The sequence below is a fragment of the Paraburkholderia kirstenboschensis genome, from assembly GCF_032806925.1.
Lineage (GTDB): Bacteria > Pseudomonadota > Gammaproteobacteria > Burkholderiales > Burkholderiaceae > Paraburkholderia > Paraburkholderia kirstenboschensis.
In genome coordinates this window covers 1084598-1101876 of record NZ_CP136512.1, presented here as the reverse complement: position 1 = coordinate 1101876, position 17279 = coordinate 1084598, and the positions used below count along the sequence as shown (strand labels likewise).

General features: G+C 59.6%; 16 protein-coding genes and 1 pseudogene. 4 read left to right on the top strand and 13 right to left on the bottom strand.

Going from position 1 to position 17279, the window contains the following annotated elements:
• Nucleotides 1–202: 202 nt before the first annotated feature.
• The 3 genes from RW095_RS13650 to RW095_RS13640 all read right to left on the bottom strand — a co-directional run bounded on the left by RW095_RS13650 (nt 203) and on the right by RW095_RS13640 (nt 3171).
• Nucleotides 203–652: a DUF488 domain-containing protein gene (locus RW095_RS13650; protein WP_317019503.1), complete on the bottom strand. Its 450-nt coding sequence runs from the start codon at nt 650–652 to the stop codon at nt 203–205.
• A 42-nt stretch (nt 653–694) separates the two neighbouring features.
• The gene (locus tag RW095_RS13645; RefSeq protein ID WP_317019502.1) at nt 695–1528 is read right to left on the bottom strand and encodes an AraC family transcriptional regulator; all 834 of its coding nucleotides are present in this window, start codon (nt 1526–1528) and stop codon (nt 695–697) included.
• A gap of 131 nt (nt 1529–1659) precedes the next feature.
• Nucleotides 1660–3171, bottom strand: a complete 1512-nt coding sequence (locus RW095_RS13640; protein ID WP_317019501.1) for a DHA2 family efflux MFS transporter permease subunit — start codon at nt 3169–3171, stop codon at nt 1660–1662.
• Between the two features lie 467 nt (nt 3172–3638).
• Here RW095_RS13640 and RW095_RS13635 point away from each other — a divergent pair, with 467 nt between their 5' ends.
• The 4 genes from RW095_RS13635 (at nt 3639) to RW095_RS13620 (ending at nt 6753) form a co-directional block, all read left to right on the top strand.
• Entirely contained in the window at nt 3639–5495 is a 1857-nt protein-coding gene (locus RW095_RS13635; protein ID WP_317019500.1) for a DUF6531 domain-containing protein, read from the top strand.
• A 164-nt stretch (nt 5496–5659) separates the two neighbouring features.
• A complete protein-coding gene (locus RW095_RS13630; protein WP_317019499.1) occupies nt 5660–6031 on the top strand; it encodes a hypothetical protein in 372 nt (123 codons plus the stop codon).
• Nucleotides 6031–6291, top strand: coding sequence for a hypothetical protein (locus RW095_RS13625; RefSeq protein ID WP_317019498.1), 261 nt, complete (start codon nt 6031–6033; stop codon nt 6289–6291). Before RW095_RS13630 ends, RW095_RS13625 begins: the two co-directional genes overlap by 1 nt.
• A 174-nt stretch (nt 6292–6465) precedes the next feature.
• Nucleotides 6466–6753 (top strand): hypothetical protein, encoded by a 288-nt coding sequence (locus RW095_RS13620; protein WP_317019497.1) that lies wholly within the window; start codon nt 6466–6468, stop codon nt 6751–6753.
• A 72-nt stretch (nt 6754–6825) separates the two neighbouring features.
• Here the strand turns inward: RW095_RS13620 and RW095_RS13615 are convergent.
• The 10 genes and pseudogenes from RW095_RS13615 to RW095_RS13570 all read right to left on the bottom strand — a co-directional run bounded on the left by RW095_RS13615 (nt 6826) and on the right by RW095_RS13570 (nt 16986).
• Nucleotides 6826–7307, bottom strand: a pseudogene (locus RW095_RS13615) (glutathione S-transferase).
• An 82-nt stretch (nt 7308–7389) separates the two neighbouring features.
• Nucleotides 7390–8613: a dienelactone hydrolase family protein gene (locus RW095_RS13610; RefSeq protein ID WP_317019496.1), complete on the bottom strand. Its 1224-nt coding sequence runs from the start codon at nt 8611–8613 to the stop codon at nt 7390–7392.
• A 42-nt stretch (nt 8614–8655) separates the two neighbouring features.
• Nucleotides 8656–10296, bottom strand: a complete 1641-nt coding sequence (locus RW095_RS13605) for an AMP-binding protein (RefSeq protein ID WP_317019495.1) — start codon at nt 10294–10296, stop codon at nt 8656–8658.
• 60 nt (nt 10297–10356) lie between these two features.
• Entirely contained in the window at nt 10357–10752 is a 396-nt protein-coding gene (locus tag RW095_RS13600; RefSeq protein WP_317019494.1) for a RidA family protein, read from the bottom strand.
• Nucleotides 10749–11192, bottom strand: a complete 444-nt coding sequence (locus RW095_RS13595; RefSeq protein ID WP_317019493.1) for an acyl-CoA thioesterase — start codon at nt 11190–11192, stop codon at nt 10749–10751. Before RW095_RS13595 ends, RW095_RS13600 begins: the two co-directional genes overlap by 4 nt.
• Nucleotides 11189–12397, bottom strand: a complete 1209-nt coding sequence (locus tag RW095_RS13590) for an acyl-CoA dehydrogenase family protein (RefSeq protein WP_317019492.1) — start codon at nt 12395–12397, stop codon at nt 11189–11191. Before RW095_RS13590 ends, RW095_RS13595 begins: the two co-directional genes overlap by 4 nt.
• A gap of 1 nt (nt 12398) precedes the next feature.
• The gene (locus RW095_RS13585) at nt 12399–13250 is read right to left on the bottom strand and encodes an enoyl-CoA hydratase family protein (protein WP_317019491.1); all 852 of its coding nucleotides are present in this window, start codon (nt 13248–13250) and stop codon (nt 12399–12401) included.
• A 24-nt stretch (nt 13251–13274) separates the two neighbouring features.
• Nucleotides 13275–13847 (bottom strand): MarR family winged helix-turn-helix transcriptional regulator, encoded by a 573-nt coding sequence (locus tag RW095_RS13580; RefSeq protein WP_317019490.1) that lies wholly within the window; start codon nt 13845–13847, stop codon nt 13275–13277.
• Nucleotides 13844–14617 (bottom strand): SDR family NAD(P)-dependent oxidoreductase, encoded by a 774-nt coding sequence (locus RW095_RS13575; protein ID WP_317019489.1) that lies wholly within the window; start codon nt 14615–14617, stop codon nt 13844–13846. The genes RW095_RS13580 and RW095_RS13575 overlap by 4 nt, the downstream gene beginning before the upstream one ends.
• Entirely contained in the window at nt 14614–16986 is a 2373-nt protein-coding gene (locus RW095_RS13570) for a bifunctional salicylyl-CoA 5-hydroxylase/oxidoreductase (protein ID WP_317019841.1), read from the bottom strand. Before RW095_RS13570 ends, RW095_RS13575 begins: the two co-directional genes overlap by 4 nt.
• Nucleotides 16987–17279 lie beyond the last annotated feature (293 nt).

The window sequence follows — 17279 nt, the reverse complement described above, 5'->3', positions numbered from 1 at the left end:
TGCGTTGGATGCATGCCGATTGGCGCTTGGCGAGGACATGGCGTATTGGATCGCCTGAGGCCCCGTTAAACTTTCAACAGGAAGCATAGCAGGGACAGGCCTAGCGTTCTTCCACGTCGATCTGTCACCATTCGTCACAGAGACGTGGCGCGTATTCGCGCGGCATGCCAAAGCCAATCAACGAGCAATTCATCACTCCGCTTCAGTAAAGATGAGAGACCTTCAGCCTGTTGTCCCATCGCGAGTTCAGGTACTCAACTGCGAGGCGGCGGTGGCACTGGTGGGGTTTGTCCTCACTGCATAGCAAGCATCCGTGATCGAACAGCGCAATGTCCAGATTGCTTTCCACACGCCGTTTGGCGATTAACTCTGTATATGCGTCAGCGTAACTGGCCCACGTCATCTCTTTGTCCTGATACCGCCTCAGTGTTCCTTTCTCTGGAGCCAGGTCTCGTAGCTCCACAAATTCAGCGCCAAGCAGCTCAAACAGAAAGAATTTCAAATCCGCCTTCTTTGCAAAGCCTGCCAGCTGAGATGTATTGTTCAGGCGGACGTCAAGAAGTGTTCGCACACCAGCCCCGCGAAGCAAGCTGAAGAACTTCTCCGCAGTCTTGTTTGTGAACCCAATGGTTGAAACGTCGATGTTTGTCATCTTGCCTGGCGTCCTCGGTTCGGCATTTCCGGTCAGTCCCAGTCACCTTTGCAAAGGCAACCATATCTCAAACCCGCCCATGCCACTAACCGGATCAAATTTCTCGTCATAGCGCTCGAAGTTCGGCGCATCGGCGGGAAGGTGTCCCGACGCCGGCAGCCACTTGTTCCAGATCGTGTTCCAGGTGCGCCGCACCGTCGACACATGCTCGCGATGACTGAACACCGCATACCTGTGCGCAGCAATGCGCAAGCGACTGAACTGGTCGGGCAACGCTGAGAAATCGCTGACTTCGACGCCGCACAGGTAGTCCATGTTGCCGGCGTCATCGGCGTTGTAGCAGACGCCATACGCCACGTCGCCCACCTGGCCAGGCACTTTGCCGAAGTACTGATTAAAGCGCTGCCACTGCGATGGAATCGCGGCCGAGCTCTCGCATGTATAGCGCGCGCTCAAACCGGCGACGAGAAACGACTTGCCGTCCTCAAAGCGCGGTGGCTCCAGATTCGTGAGAAGAGTTTCATCCATTTTGATCGGCTCCACGATGACGAGATTGTCCGAATCGCCACGCGAGCGCAGCGCTTCGGGCGTGAGTCCGAATTGCTCGCGAAAGGCGCGAGTGAATGCTTCATGAGAGCCGTAACCGGTGTCGATGGCAACCGTCAGTATGTCCGGCGCACCATTAGCGAGCCGTCGCGCAGCTTCGCTCAAGCGACGCGCTCGCACGTAGCGCATGACCGGTACGCCGGTCGCCGCCTCAAAAGCACGGGCGAGGTGAAACCGCGACACGCATGCACAGTTGGCGATGTCGTCGAGCGTGAGTTCGTCGGCAAAGTGGCTCTCGATAAACCACAGCGCTTTTCCAACCGGATTCATAGCGACTCTCATGTGAGCACGAAGCCAGCTTAGCCAGCCGCGCGTAGCCGCGTTTGATCGTGCTTGCTGTTTTTCAATCGACGCAAGCAACACAGCTGACTCATGCGCTCAGCCAGCGCCCTGCGCGATGCTCAGACGTTTTCCGCAGCGGCCGCATTGCCCGTAGAGCGAGGACGCTCAGCCGAGGATAAACCGTGCCCATCGTCCACATCGGCATGAGTAGCGGCATCTGCACCGCCCGGCCGTCCAGCACGCAGCAGCAAGCCGCCAATCACGCCCGCCGCCGCCGCGAAAATCGCGCCGAAGGCAAACGCCACGTGATAGCCGCTGTTGAGCGCGGCGAGCACGTTTCGTGTCGCCAGCATCTCGCCGCTGCGCGCGGCCGCGAGACTCGCGAGCACCGCGAGGCCCAGTGCGCCGCCCATCATGAACGACGTATTGACGATGCCCGACGCAAGCCCCGAGTCGGCGGGATCGACGTCGCTCATTGCGGCGAGCAGCATCGGATTGAAGGCGATGCCCGCGCCGAAGCCGAGCAGCATCATGCCCGGCAGCACATCGAGCACGAAGCTGCCACCCACGGGCGCGCGCGCGAACAGCGCGAGGCCGCACGCGGCAACAAGCAGCCCCGCCGTGAGCGGAATACGCAGGCCGAAGCGCATGACCACACGCGCCGACAGACCCAGCGAGAAGAACGCCATGATGAGGTTGGCCGGCAAAAACGCGAGCCCGACTTGAAGCGGTCGATAGCCCAGCACGCGCTGCAAATACAGTGCGGAAATAAAGAACCACGCGAACATCGCGGCTGCCCACAGTACGCCGACGACATTCGCCGTGGCCACGTTACGCAGACGGAACAGGCCGAGCGGCATCAGCGGATGCTGAACGCGTGATTCGATGATCAGAAACGCCGCAAGCAACGCAAGCGCGACGAGCAACAAGCCGAGCGTTTGACCCGAAGTCCAGCCGCCTTCATTGCCGTTGACCACGGCATACACGGCGAGCATCAGCGAAACGGTGACCGTCACCGCGCCGGCCACGTCGAGCCGTCCGCCGTGCGCATGACCCCGTGCGGAAGGCAGCAGCGCGACGCACAGCGCGTACACGGCAATGCCAATCGGCAGATTGACGAGAAAAATCCAATGCCAGCTGAGCAAGTTGGTCAACAGACCGCCGAGCAGCACGCCGATGCTGCCGCCGCCCGCGCAGACGAAGCCATAGACGCCCATCGCTTTCGCCCGTTCGCCGGGCTCGGTGAACAGATTCATGATGAGCGACAGCGACACGGCGGACACGATAGCGCCGCCCAAACCCTGAACGGCGCGCGCGCACACGAGCAAAATCCGCGAGTTCGCGAGGCCGCACGCGAGCGATGCCACGGTGAACAGCGTGATGCCGCCGAGAAACAGCCTGCGATGACCGTACAGATCGCCGAGCCGTCCGCCCAACAGCAGACAGCCGCCGAAGGTCAGCATGTACGCGTTGACGACCCACACGAGCGACGTTTCCGTAAAGCCCAGATCCGCAGCGATAGACGGCAAAGCGACGTTCACGATGGTCGTATCCAGCACGATCATGAGCACACCGAGGCACAGCACGATCAGCGCGAGCCAGCGTTTGTTGCCGTGAATGAAATGGGTCATGCGAGGGCTCCTGTGCCGCGGTCGATGGAGATTGCCGGCGGCTTCGAGCATAGGTAGGCCGTTTCAATGCGATGCCGGACGGGCTCGCCGCCCGGCGCGATGTTGATCAACGCGAGGTTGATCAAGCTATTGGCAAGTTGTCGAGGGCGAGGGTTTTTTCAGTCTAGCACTCGCGAGTTTTGCGTCACAACTACGAATTCCTGGGCGGGTGGACTTTCTTTGACGTCCAAGCTGCCTCGAGACGGACTCAGACGCAAGTCGCCGATTCTGCAATTTTCCTAACGTTGCCGGGAATCACGACAGGTACGCAGGCAACTTCTCACGCAGAGAAGGGACGAATGGCGGGCTGATTTCAATCGAGTGCAAGCTGACCGTAGTTTTAAGAGTTGTCGCATGTAAAGATATTCAAATCTCCTTAACAGTTGCTACGCCGACGCCGGCCATAACTAGCAATTAAAAGGAGAAACGTGAGCGCGTGGAAACGTATAGGCGCATTGGTGGATCGACGTGTCCGCTTTATCGCCATGTCTTATTTGTTGATGTTCGGTACTTACGTCAACGCCGCCACTTACATGCAGTGCATGCAGGTCTATCAGAAGTCGTTGGGTATTCCTGGAACGCCGACTTGCGCCATACAGGTGGCAGGCACAGCACCCATGTCTAACGGCAACGATGATCCGTACAACGCAATGAATTACTACAACTGCCCCAATGCATCGAACTGGATCGCAGACTATTGCGGCGGTGTGCCGGTTCCCCCGCAGCCGGACGATTCCTGTCCTGTGGGAGATCCCGTGCTGCCAGCAAAGGGCAATGTCACGCTTTCGGAAGCCGACTTTGCTAGCGGCGATGTTTCCCCTCTCGTGTTTAGGCGCACCTACCTTTCGAAGCCGTTTGACACCGCGCAGAGCATGATGGGGCGCAACTGGGTCAACAACTGGCAGCGGAGGATTGATCTGGCCGGGGCGAAGGCAAGCGTACCCCACATAGTTGCCTATCGTGGTAACCAGCAACCAGTGACGTTCGATTGGAGCAATGGAGCGTGGACGACAGAAGGAAATAGGGCGCTTTCGCTGACGAAAGCTGGTGACGGCTACTTCAGATTGAAAGACGAACTACTCGGTGTCACCGAAGGTTACTCGGATACCACGGGCAGGTTCGAATTCGAGCGTACGCGGACGGGCATTATTCGCAAGCTTGCGTACGACGATAGGCAGCGGGTGGACTCGGTGGGTCAATGGCCCGTCGATAACACGGCGCAGTCGTCAATGACAATCTCTCTGACTTACGACAGTAGCGACCGCATAACGAGCATGGTACGTCCGTCCGGTCAAACCACGAGGTATTCGTACGATGCCAAAGGAAATCTTGCTTCGGTGACGCAACCGGACGGTTATGTTCATCAGTACCTGTACGAAGATGCGCGCTTCCCCAACGCTTTGACTGGAATCAAGGACGAATCGGGGTCTCGAACCGCAACGTGGACCTATGACGACAGCGGACGCGCGATCTCCGTCACACATCCCGATACGACGCGCAATACGACGTTCAGCTACGGTCGCGGCAGCGCGACGCTTACTGACATGTACGGCGTAAGCACTTACGCATTCGATGTCCTCGATAGCTTGCGTCCTCGTTCAATCGCCACGCCAGGCGGGATGGTAACGCGCAACTGGGACGCGGCCGGCAATCTGAAGCAGAGACAGACGCCTGATGGCGATGTCCAGTACACATGGGATAGTGCGAACCGGCCCACCCGGGCGGTCGCGACGATCGGTGGAAAAAAGACCGTGACGACCATTGAGTACAACGATGGCACTTCGTTGCATCCCCACGTCGTGGCTACGCCGGGTAAGGTCCGGGCTTTTGTCTACGATTCGAGCGGCAACGTCACCGGTTACGCCGAAACTCAAACAACCGATCTGACGGGCGAGCAGGGAATGCAGGCCGTTGGGACAGGCAGCCAGTTGACGGTCGGTGCACGTTACGACGGCGCCGGCCGGCTTCTGTCGGCCACAGTCATGCAGGACGGCAAGACGCTTGAAGATTGGAGTTACACATACGACATACGAGGAAACATCGCGACGACGCGCGACGCTGTCTCGGGTTGGCAAATGCGAACGCTGGCTCGTGACGCCTCGAATCGCGCGGCGCAGATTGCAGGAAATAGCGGTCAGGCAGGCATCAGCTACGACGTGCGCGGGCGCGTATCTCTTTCGAATACAACGAGAAACCGAGCGCCGCCAACGGCCAGCAGACGCGCTATCTGGCGGTTCAGTATGGTTACGGTCCGGACGGCAGCGTATCGAAGCGTACGGCGATAGTTTCAACGAACGGAGGTTTTCCGCAGACCATCAGCGATGCCGAAATCGATGTCTGGCTCACCAACTGGGAGCTAGGTAATGATCCGATTTCGCCGCCTGCAAATGTCACCGGACTCAGGTCTGGATCGAACACATCTATTCCACCGCTCTGCGTCGAATGCTACATGACGTGGAAAGCCAAGCTCGCGGGCAAGCTTTTCGGCGATGAGTTGAGCGCGACGCTGCCTGAGTGGAGCGAGGCCTCAGAGCTGATGCTGAACGATCAATCGCAGGTTCCTTATCCAAGCCTAGTGCCGGACTTGTCGGCTCCTGCAAAGCGGTCGGCGCTTTATAGTGCGCTGTTCGCGGCCGGAGGCGACGGCGGGGGGATGGTTAAATGTAGTGGGAGAGAAGCTCATGAAAGCGAGTGCTTCGCGCAGTATGATGCTCACATGTCAATGTGCAATGCGATAGCGCCGTACATGGGAGGAGCGCGAGCCATCGCTCTGTGCAAGCAAAAGGCATTTCAAATCTATCAAGAATGTAGAGGTTATTAATGGCTAACCATCCACCATATTCTGTAGTTCTGACCTACCTCGAAGACCGTCAAGAGTTCTCCTTACAGGCCATTGATCGAGCCAAACTAACGTCTGTCGTCGCAGGCGCGCTCGAGATTCCTGTTCTGCTCGACGAGCACAAATTTAACCTTGACGATGCATTCGCGCGACGGCTCGGTGCGGCAATGCTGGCCCTGATCGCACTTGGTCAACCCGCTATCGAGCAATACATGAACATTACCAAAGATCCAATCGAATAGCCGCAAGTAGCCGCGAATAGGATGACTTGAAACCACGCGGACTGGGAGGGGCCAAGAACAACTTGGCCCTCCCCCTATGTGCACGGCAATTTACAAGCCAATGCTCGATGTCATGCGCCTCGCGCTGTGGTGGGTGCGAGCACCCCAGAGATGCCAAACATGCCGAGGATCTTGATGGCGAAACATCAACCGTATGATGTAGTCTTAAGCTACACGAGCGATCTTAAACAGTTGGTCGTACGTACCGTAGAAGTTGCAAAGCTCGCTCCGCTGTTGGCTGAAAGAATGGAGCTGCCTGTTTGGGATGAAGGCGACTCAACGATTGACGACGAGTTCGCTCGACGGCTTGGAGTCGCCATGCTCAACCTCATCGCTTTGGGTCAACCGGGCATTAAGCAATACATGAGGGTTACGCAAGACCCGACCGGCAGCCCGCCAAGTCCTCCAGGCAACAATTCATAAGAAAGTGACTCGGAGCCATAAGTAAAAAGGGCGGACAGGTTGTCTGCCCTTTTTGCTTCTCATCACGCTTGGCTAGCCTGATCCGGAGCGTCCCTCACCCCCACCCACAATCCCATACTCCCCACCCCTCTCCAACGCCCGCCGATACGCCGCGCGCGCATGAATCCTCTCCGGAAACGCGGTCACCGCAGGCAGTTGCATCCCGCCCCGCGCTGTCGCCACTTCGAGCGGAAAACTCATCTGCACATCCGCGGCAGAAAACTCATCACCCGCAAACCAGGCGCTCTTACTCAATTCCTCCTCGATGTACCCAAGATGCAGCTTCAACTGCCGACCAGATATTCGATAATCGCGCCCGACTCGGCAATGGTCAGCCCATCATCGGTAATAACCGGCGACTTGCCGAGCGGATGCACCGCGCGCAACTCGGGCGGCGCGAGCATGGTTTTGTGATCGCGCTCGTAACGCTTCACCTCGTACGGCACGCCGAGTTCTTCGAGCAGCCACAAGACGCGTTGCGAGCGGGAGTTATTCAAATGATGGACGGTCAGCATGGGTCGATAGGTTGTGGCCAATGGAACGTCACATCATAAGGATATTGCGCAGAGACAGGCCTCTAGCAGCATGCCAACCTGGTCACACTCGCGACTTGCTTCCCATCAATTCATTCGACGGCAACGTTTCGTCCAGCAATTTGCGTGCGCTTTCAATGCCGGCCACCGGCAGTCCCTTGGGATCGAGCAACCCCACCTGGACGAGCACGCTAGCCTGATCCCAATAGATGTGCTCGTTATAAAGCTTGTCGCCGCGGAAGCACACGACCGCGAGCATCGGCACCTCGAAATATTTTCCCGTTGGCGCAACGCCTGGCAACAGCCAGTCAATTTCGCAACTATGCGTGCAGCTGAAAATGAATTCGTCGACGATACGGTCTGCGCCGATGGTCCGCGAAATCGGAATCAGCTTTGTATCAGCTGGATTCGAGTTGACGAAGTGATGTGTATAGAACCGCTTGAGGTTGTCGTGGCCGACACCGCCTGTCATGGTCGGCACGTGATTGACGTAAGGCTGCGCGACCATTGTCGGCATGACCGATCCCACGTCGCGCGTGGCGAACTCGTGATAGCAATGCGCCTCCCACAGCGCGTTCAGATCGTAGACCGGTCCCAGCACTTTGCGCAGCAGCGCAAGCGTTCGCGAATACGCCATCATCGCGGCGGGCTTGTCGTATTGCGGACGCGCGGGCGCCGCAAACGCATGATCGCAACCGGGGTACACATATTGCTCGATTTGCGGGCGTGTGCGCAATGCAGCGCTGATTCGTTCGCGCGTTTCGGGCGGACAGAGCGCGTCGTTTTCGGGGAAATGGAACACCATAGGACAGCGCACGGCCGGCACTTCGTCCAGATATGCATCGAGGCCCACGCCGTAGTAGCTCACTGCACAATCGACATCGGTGCGCGCCGCGCTCAGGAATGCGAGCTTGCCGCCCAGGCAGTACCCAACCGCTCCGACCTTGCCGGCCTGCTCGGGCATCGCGCGCAATGCGGCAATGGTGGCCGCGATGTCGTCGACGGCGAGATCGGTGTCGAACCGACTCAGGTAGTCGAGCGCCTGCTTCATGTCGGCTTCGCCGTAACCCAGTTCGATGCCCGGCTTTATCCGCCAGAACAGATCGGGCACCAGCACCACGTAGCCTTCCTCGGCGAAGCGGTCGGCCGTCGCCTTCATCGTGTCGTTGATGCCGAAGATCTCCTGCAGCAGAACGAGCCCCGGGCCCGAGCCTTGCACCGGACGCGCAACGTAGGCGTTGAAACGACCGCCGTCCTGGGCGACGACTTCAATGAAAGAGCCTGCCATGGATGTGTCTCCTGAGGTTTGCGAGCAATAGCGAGGAAGAGGCTACGCCATCGTACGCAATTCGAAGCGCTTGAGTTTGCCTGTTTCAGTGCGCGGCAGTGAATCGACAAAAGCGACGACGCGCGGATACTTATACGGCGCCACCGCATTCTTCACGAAGTCCTGCAGTTGCGCGACGAGATTGTCGTCGCGCGTATAGCCGGGGTTCAGCACCACGAACGCCTTCACGATTTGCCCGCGCGTTTCATCCGGCACGCCTACTACGCCGCATTCCGCCACCGCTTCATGTTGCAGCAAAACGCTTTCTACCTCGGGACCCGAAATGTTGTAGCCGGCTGAGACGATCATGTCGTCGGCGCGCGCCTGGTAGAAAACGTAGCCGTCTGCGTCGAGATAGACCGAATCGCCCGGCAAATTCCAGCCGTCCCGCACGAATTTCAATTGCCGTTCGTCTGCGAGATAACGGCAACCTGTCGGCCCGCGCACCGCGAGCTTGCCGATCGTGCCGGGCGCCACGGGTTGCATTGCATCGTCCACGGCTTGCACGACGTAGCCCGGCACCGCGCGGCCAATTGCATGCGGTCGTATCTCGTCACCCTGCGCCGAAATAAAAATGTGGATCAACTCGGTGCCGCCAATACCGTCGATCATGTCGATGCCAGTGGCGTCGCGCCACAAACGCCGCGTCGAATCGGGCAACGCCTCGCCAGCCGACACGGTTTTTTGCAAGCTCGACACATCGTAACGCGCGACGAGCGGTGCCATCTGCCGATAGAAGGTCGGCGCCGTGAACATGATGGTTGCGTGAAAGCGCTCGACCGTCTGCAATAGCGTCTCGGGAGTGAGCTTCTCGATCAATACCGTCGACGCACCCACGCGCAGCGGAAAACACAGCAAGCCGCCGAGCCCGAATGTGAAGGCGAGCGGCGGCGTGCCGCAGAATATGTCGCTCGCCGAAGGCTTCAGGACATGACGCGGAAACAGATCGCACATGGCGAGCACGTCGCGATGAAAATGCATGCAGCCTTTCGGCGCGCCCGTCGTGCCGCTCGTGAATGCGATCAGGCACACGTCGTCGGCTGCGGTATCGCATGCGGCGAAGTCGACGGGCTTGTTGACCGCGAGCGTATCGAGTGAATCCACTGCGTCGTCATGAAACAGCAGCGTTTGCTTCAGGTCAGCACAATAAAATTCGTCCTGCGGATTGCTGCAACGCGCGAGTTCTTCGGTCAGGCGCGCATCGCACAGCGCGGCACTCACTTGCGCCTTTACGATGATCTGCTTCAACTCCTTCGCGCGCAGCAGCGGCATGGTCGGCACGGCAACCAGGCCCACCTTCAGCGCAGCGAGTGCAGCAACCGCCATTTGCAATGTATTAGGCCCGCGCAACAGAATGCGATTACCCGGTTGCAAACCCATCTCATCGACGAGCACGTGCGCGCTGCGATTGACCATCGCAAGCAATTCGTTGTAGCTCGTAGCACGCGGCTCGCCGTCGACCAGTGACCAGACAGCTGTACGCTCGCCATGACCTGCTTCGATCGTCCTGTCCAGAAGTTCCGTCGCGCAGTTGAAACGCGCCGGATAAGCGACATCTGGATTGTCGAGCAGAAAAACAGGCCATTGATCCTGCGGCGGAAGATTGTCGCGCGCGAAAGTATCGACGTGTGCTGACGGTTCCATCGTGGTCTCCCCGGTTTCAAGCCGGCTCTATGCGCTTCAGTTGACGAGGGCTGCGTGTCCTTACTGCGGAACGACGGCGGTTGCTTCGATCTCGACCTTGGCTTTGTCTTCGATCAACGCGACCACTTGCACTGCGCTCATTGCGATGTCGTAGTCGCCGATCAACTCGCGAAACGCACGGCCTATTTCCTTTAGCGAAGCGAGGTACTCGCGCTTATCAGTCACGTACCACGTGAGGCGCACCAGATGCTCGGGCGTGCCGCCCGCTTCGTGCAGCACGGCCAGTACATTCTTGAGCGCCTGAATAGCCTGGCCCGCGAAGTCGGAGGTCTGAAAGCGCGCCTCTTCATTCCAGCCGATCTGGCCTGCAATGAACACTTGCGTGCCGACTGCCGCGACGCCGTTCGCGTAACCGCGCGGCTTGACCCAGCCGGCGGGAAGAAGAGCTTTTTTCATGTGCGTTGCGCCTCGCTGAATTCGGACTGTGGAGCGAATCTCGCCAGTGCGTTGACGATGTCGGTAGGAATGTCGATCGAACGGCCGCTTTCCAGCGAGGTTGTGACGAGCACCTGCTTTGCTTGAAACCGCGCCTCGCCGTTGCAGTGACCGAGAATATCGATGGTGATCGAGCGCCGGCCAATTGCGGCAACGGTTAGCGTCAGCATGATTGTCTCGCCCATCTGACTGGGCCGCGAAAACTCGCACTCCAGTTTGACGATCGGCAGGCCGATCCGGCGCTGGCTGATCATCTGCGCATAGTCGACGTGCAAACCCTCGTTGAACCAGTCCTCCACGAGGGCATTGGTCATCACCAGATATTGCGGAAAGAATACGATGCCCGCAGGGTCGCAGTGCGAAAAGCGGATACGTATGGGCCTTTCGAAGTGCGTGGTCATTTCGCGTGTTCTCCAGCGCTTGCCGCCGCATGCTCTTTCAACAGATCGCGGCCCACGATCAATTGCTGCACTTCCGTCGCACCTTCGTAGATACGCAGTGCGCGAATCTCCCGGTACAGCATTTCGACGGCGACGCCGCTTTGCACACCCATGCCGCCGTAAAGTTGAACGGCGGCGTCGATCACCTGCTGGGCGCCTTCGCTCGCGTGCCACTTGGCCATGGCTGCTTCGCGGGTCACGCTTTCGCCCTGATCGCGCAACCATGCCGCGCGATAGACGAGCAGCGCACTACTGTCTATGGTCAACGCCATTTGCGCGAGCTTCGCTTGCGTCAGTTGAAAATCGCCCAAGGTCTGGCCGAACATTTTGCGCGATGCCGCTCGTGCCAGTCCCTCGGCCATTGCATGTCGCGCGAAGCCGAGCGAAGCAGCCGCCACGGAGGTGCGGAAGATATCGAGCGTGCGCATTGCCAGCTTGAAGCCTTCGCCGGGTGCGCCGAGCATCTGGCTGCGCGGCACGCGCGCGCCTGCGAAATGCAGGCGCGCAAGGGGATGCGGCGCAATCACGTCGATGCGTTCGGCGATTTCCAGTCCCGGCGTATCTGCATCGACAATGAACGCGCTTATGCCGCGTGCGCCGGGCGCTTCTCCGGTGCGTGCAAAGACCACGTAAAAATCGGCAATGCCACCGTTCGAGATCCACGTCTTGTCGCCGTCGAGCACATAGGCGTCACCGTCTTCGCGTGCTGCGAGCGACATTGCAGCGACGTCCGATCCGGCTTCCGGTTCTGACAACGCGAACGCCGCAATTGCGGTGCCGTTCGCCACGCGCGGCAAGTAGCGCGTTTTCTGTTCATGCGTGCCGCCGAGCGAGATCGCGCCGGAGCCGAGCCCTTGCATCGCGAGAGCGAAGTCGGCGAGGCCCGAATGCCTGGCTAGCGTTTCGCGCAGCAGACAGACGGCGCGCGTGTCGATCGTGTCGCCGTGGCCGCCATAGCCCACGCCGCCCACGCCATATTTCAACCAGCCGGCAGTGCCGAGTTCGCGCACCAGTTGACGACAGGTGGAATCCACATCGCCGTGTTCAACGTGCGATAAATTCGCGCGACACCATGCTTCGATACCCGCAGCCAGTTCGCGATGACGTGGCTCGAAAAAAGGCCACGCGAGCGCACTGTGCAGATCCACTTTTCTTTCTGCGCTCAACTCAGTCTCCCTCGAACACGGGGCGCGACTTCGCGGCGAACGCCTGATAAGCGCGCTCGAAATCGCGAGTACTCATGCAAATGGCTTGAGCCTGCGCTTCGGATTCAATCGCTTCGTCGATGCTCATGCTCCATTCCTGGTGCAGCATCTTCTTGGTGATGCCGTGCGCGAAGGTCGGACCGGCGGCGAGATCGGCCGCAAGCTGTTGCGCCTCTTCGAGAAGTCCAGAAGGCTCGCAAAGCCGGTTATAGAAGCCCCATGCGTAGCCTTCGTCGCCGCTAGCGGAGCGTCCCGTGAAGAGCAGTTCGGCGGCGCGCCCTTGACCGATGATGCGCGGCAGGATCGAGCACGCGCCCATATCGCAACCCGCGAGGCCGACGCGCGAAAACAGAAATGCGAGCTTGCTGCGTGCGGTGCCGAGACGCATGTCCGAGGCCATCGCGAGAATCGCGCCCGCGCCGGCGCATACGCCGTCGATCGCTGCAATCACCGGCTGCGGACAATGGCGCATAGCTTTGACAAGGTCGCCTGTCATGCGCGTGAAGAGGAGCAGTTCAGGCATCGGCAGATCGATCAGCGGTGCGATGATGTGGTGCACGTCGCCGCCCGAGCAGAAGTTTTCGCCCGCGCCGTGGATCACAACGGCCTTCACGTCGGTCGCATACGTGAGCTGGCGGAACAGATCGCGCAGCTCGGCATACGATTCGAAAGTAAGCGGATTTTTGCGCTCCGGCCGGTTCAACGTGATGGTCGCGACTTTGTTCGCGACCGACCAGCCGAAGTGCTGCGCTTCGTAACCTGCGAGCGTCAGGCGATTACCGGCCAACAGCGCGTCGGCATTTGAATGTGGCATGTTTGTGTCTCCTGTCGCTGGGCGTTAGTCTTTCAAACTGTCCAGCAGATGTTTCTTCAATTTCCCGAGCCGTTGATGCGTACGCGACTTTTCCTCGAGACTGAGCCCGCCGAATAGTTCAACGACCCATTGCTCATGCGCGACCGCCATCCTGTCGAACGCTTTGCGGCCTGCGGGCGTAAGGCACACGCTGATCGAGCGGCGATCGTTGGGGTCGGTATCGCGCGAGACCAAACCTTCTTTCTCCAGCTGATCAGTAATGCCGGTCACGTTGCCGCCCGTCACCATCAGGCGTCGGGACAGTTCCGTCATCTTGAGTCCTTCGGGATGACGCTCGAGTTGGGCCATCAGGTCGAAACGCGGCAACGTAGTGTCGAATTCGTTACGCAGACGCTTGCGCAGTTCGGCTTGCACGAGGTTCGTCGTGGTCAGCATGCGCAGCCACAAACGCAAGCCCATGTGACTGTCCGCCCCGGTGCTCATTTCCAGATCCACGACGTTCTCCGCGGGCTTCGCAACGCCTTTCCGGTGCGCTTTTGTTTCTGCTGCCTTCGCGTCGTTTGCTGCAATCTTCTTGACGTTGACTGACCTGGTCACATTACTTCTCCACCGGAGATGGAAACGGATTGCCCCGTGATTGCATCGGAACCCGGTTGACACAGCCACAGCACGGCATTGGCAACCTGTTCCGGACTCACGAAGCGATGTTGCGGATTCGAGCGAAGCAGGCTTTCGCGCGCCTGCTCTTCCGTGCGCGACGTCTTGCTGGTGATTTGCTGGAGCGACGCGTGCAGCAGTTCGGTCTCGGTATAGCCGGGGCAAACGGCGTTGACCGTCACGCCCTTTGTGGCGACTTCAAGCGCGAGCGAGCGCGTGAGACCGATCACGCCGTGCTTCGCTGCGCAATATGCGGCGACATACGCATAGCCAATTTGACTCGCCGTACTCGCCACGTTGACGATGCGCCCGTGTCTGCGTTCGAGCATGCCCGGCAGCACGGCGCGCGTGCCGAGGAAAACGCCGGTGAGGTTCACGTCGAGCATGCGCTGCCATAGCGTCATGTCGGTATGCGTGAACGGCGCGGCTTGTGCCTGGCCCGCGTTGTTAATGAGTATGTCGACGGCGCCAGCTTCGTTGAATGCTCTTGCAACGGACTCTTCTTGGGTGACATCGACGGTAATGCATGCAACGTCGCCCCATGCGCGGCATTTTTCACGCTGAGCTTCTAGCCGCTCTAAATTGCGGCCCATCAGCGTAACGCGCGCGCCGGCCTGCAGCAGCGCTTCGGCAATGGCGGCGCCGATGCCGCTGCCGCCGCCGGTGACAACGGCATGTTGTCCCGCGAGGGAGGATTGAATCGAGTTCACGTGGTTCCTTCCGCGCGCTGTGCGCGCTCTTGCGCCGAGAGGCCGGCATTGGCCGCAACCTGCGCGCGTTCACGTTCCAGATTGCGTTCGAGTTGCGACTTCGCGGCGGTGTACTGGTTCGGCCATGTCACGTCGAAGTAGCCTATTTTTGCGGCCTCGTTCAACGTCCACGATGGATTCGCGAGATGCGGACGCGCGATCGCGCACAGATCGGCGCGGCCCGCCGCGATAATGCTATTCACGTGGTCCGCCTCCGAAATCGCGCCCACGGCAATGGTTGCGATGCCCGCTTCGTTTCGTACGCGGTCGGCGAACGGCGTCTGGAACATGCGGCCGTATACGGGCCTTTCGTCTTTGCTGACCTGACCCGACGACACGTCGATCATGTCTGCGCCCGCTCGCTTGAACGCGCGCGCGATCTGCACGGCGTCGTCGGGCGTGGTGCCGCCTTCGACCCAATCGTTCGCTGAAATACGCACCGAAATTGGCTTGTCCTGCGGCCAGACTGCGCGAATCGCCTTGAAGACCTGCAGCGGATAACGTAGACGGTTCTCCAGCGAGCCGCCGTATTCGTCGGTGCGGTGGTTGGTCAGCGGCGAGAGGAAGCTCGACAGAAAATAGCCGTGTGCGCAGTGCAATTCGAGCCAGTCGAATCCCGCTTCGGCCGACATCTGCGTCGCGCGCACGAACTGCGCTTCTATTTCGCGGAGCTCGTCGTGGGTCGCTTCGCGCGAATGCTGGCTGATGCCCGGCAAATACTGCTGCGGCGATGCCGAGACGAGCGGCCAGTTGCCTTCGGCCAGCGGCTGGTCGATGCCTTCCCAGGCCACACGCGTCGATCCTTTCGCGCCGGAATGCCCGAGCTGGATGCCGATCCTGGCGTTGGACTGACCGTGCACGAGATCGACAATACGCTTCCATGCGGCGAGGTGCGCCGACGCATACATGCCGGGGCACCCGGGCGTGATGCGCGCTTCGGGCGACACGCATGTCATCTCGGTCATAACGAGCGCGGCGCCGCCCATTGCGCGTGCGCCGAGATGCACCAGGTGATAGTCGCCGGCGATTCCGTCGACGGCTGAGTACTGTGCCATTGGCGAAACGACAACGCGGTTCTTCAGCGTGACGCCGCGCAACGTGAATGGAGTGAACATTGGCGGGATGGAATGTTTTTGCGGCGCGCGCTCTACGCCTGAACGCCGTGCGAGCCAATCTTCGAAGCTGGACACATAGCGCGCGTCGCGCTCGCGCAGGTTCTCATGCGAGATGCGCTGCGAGCGCGTGAGCAGCGAATAAGCGAACTGGTCCGGCTCGAACGATGTGTAGCGGTCCACATGCTCGAACCATTCGGTCGAATTGCGGGCGGCGTTCTGAATGCGCAATACGTCGACGCTGCGCACGTCCGTGTAATGCTTTAACGCGGCATGCAAATCGCCAGGATGCGCGCCGATGCTATTGGCGAGTTCGATCGAATCTTCGAGCGCGAGCTTGGTGCCTGAGCCAATTGAGAAATGCGCGGTGTGCGCGGCGTCGCCCATTAGCACGACTGGCGTTTGCGTGCCGTCGGCATTGCTGCGCCAATGCACCCATTCTTCATTGACGACGCGCGGGAAACGGATCCATTGCGACGAGCCTCGCAAATGCGCGGCGTTCGACAATAGCGCATTGCCGTCCAAATACTTCGCGAAAAGCTTTTCGCAGAATGCAATGCTCTCTTCCTTGCTCATGTCGTCGAGTCCGGCGGCGCGCCACACACGCTCCGGCGTTTCGACAATGAACGTGGACGTTTGATCGTCAAAACGATAGGCGTGCGCCTGAAACCAGCCGAACTCCGTTTCTTCAAACGCGAATGTGAAGGCGTCGAACAGCTTTCGCGTGCCGAGCCAGACGAAGCGGCAATCGCGCATGTCCACATTGGGCTTATAGGTCGACGCGTATTTTTGACGAATTGCGCTGTTCGCTCCGTCGCACGCGACGATGAGATCGGCGTGGTATTCGGTGTCGTCGGTGACCTGCGTTTCGAACACGAGCTTAACGCCCAGTTCCTCGCAACGTGCCTGCAGGATATTCAGCAGGCGCTTGCGACCTATGCCGCAAAAGCCGTGGCCGGACGAGCGCACCTGGCGTCCGCGGAAATGGATTTCGATGTCATCCCAATGATTGAACGCGTCGAGTATTGCGTCGGCGCTTGGGGCGTCGGCGGCGCGCAGGTTGCCGAGCGTCTGGTCGGAGAACACCACGCCCCAGCCGAATGTGTCGTACGGGCGGTTGCGCTCCACGACGATGACCTCGTGCGCCGGGTTGCGGCTTTTCATCAACAGGCCGAAGTACAGCCCGGCCGGGCCGCCGCCGATACAGACAATGCGCATGCTGGTCCCCACTGTGAACTTTGCTGGTGGGATTAATTTAGGCCTAGATAGTTTAGGTGTCAAGTAGTTGTGCGGATGAAGGTGCTGGACAACGCCACAATGGGTACTTATCGGCACCCGATCGAAGGCGCCATTTGCGTCGTGATGGCTGCTGTCACTGTCGACGAATGTACCTTCCCGATCCAACTCGACCGGTTACGACCGCAAAAGGGCTCGAACGGAGCACGCAATACTGTCCTACGATGAGGGATGCGGAGCGCGCGGACCGTTCGCCGGATACAACCCATAGCGCA

Bases quoted from the DNA above. Each gene is read 5' to 3' on its own strand.
- RW095_RS13630 (WP_317019499.1), top strand. From the start codon at position 5,660: ATGACGTGGAAAGCCAAGCTCGCGGGCAAGCTTTTCGGCGATGAGTTG.
- RW095_RS13595 (WP_317019493.1), bottom strand. From the start codon at position 11,192: ATGACCACGCACTTCGAAAGGCCCATACGTATCCGCTTTTCGCACTGC.
- RW095_RS13610 (WP_317019496.1), bottom strand. From the start codon at position 8,613: ATGGCAGGCTCTTTCATTGAAGTCGTCGCCCAGGACGGCGGTCGTTTC.
- RW095_RS13620 (WP_317019497.1), top strand. From the start codon at position 6,466: ATGGCGAAACATCAACCGTATGATGTAGTCTTAAGCTACACGAGCGAT.
- RW095_RS13625 (WP_317019498.1), top strand. From the start codon at position 6,031: ATGGCTAACCATCCACCATATTCTGTAGTTCTGACCTACCTCGAAGAC.
- RW095_RS13640 (WP_317019501.1), bottom strand. From the start codon at position 3,171: ATGACCCATTTCATTCACGGCAACAAACGCTGGCTCGCGCTGATCGTG.
- RW095_RS13650 (WP_317019503.1), bottom strand. From the start codon at position 652: ATGACAAACATCGACGTTTCAACCATTGGGTTCACAAACAAGACTGCG.
- RW095_RS13570 (WP_317019841.1), bottom strand. From the start codon at position 16,986: ATGCGCATTGTCTGTATCGGCGGCGGCCCGGCCGGGCTGTACTTCGGC.
- RW095_RS13605 (WP_317019495.1), bottom strand. From the start codon at position 10,296: ATGGAACCGTCAGCACACGTCGATACTTTCGCGCGCGACAATCTTCCG.
- RW095_RS13585 (WP_317019491.1), bottom strand. From the start codon at position 13,250: ATGCCACATTCAAATGCCGACGCGCTGTTGGCCGGTAATCGCCTGACG.
- RW095_RS13600 (WP_317019494.1), bottom strand. From the start codon at position 10,752: ATGAAAAAAGCTCTTCTTCCCGCCGGCTGGGTCAAGCCGCGCGGTTAC.
- RW095_RS13645 (WP_317019502.1), bottom strand. From the start codon at position 1,528: ATGAATCCGGTTGGAAAAGCGCTGTGGTTTATCGAGAGCCACTTTGCC.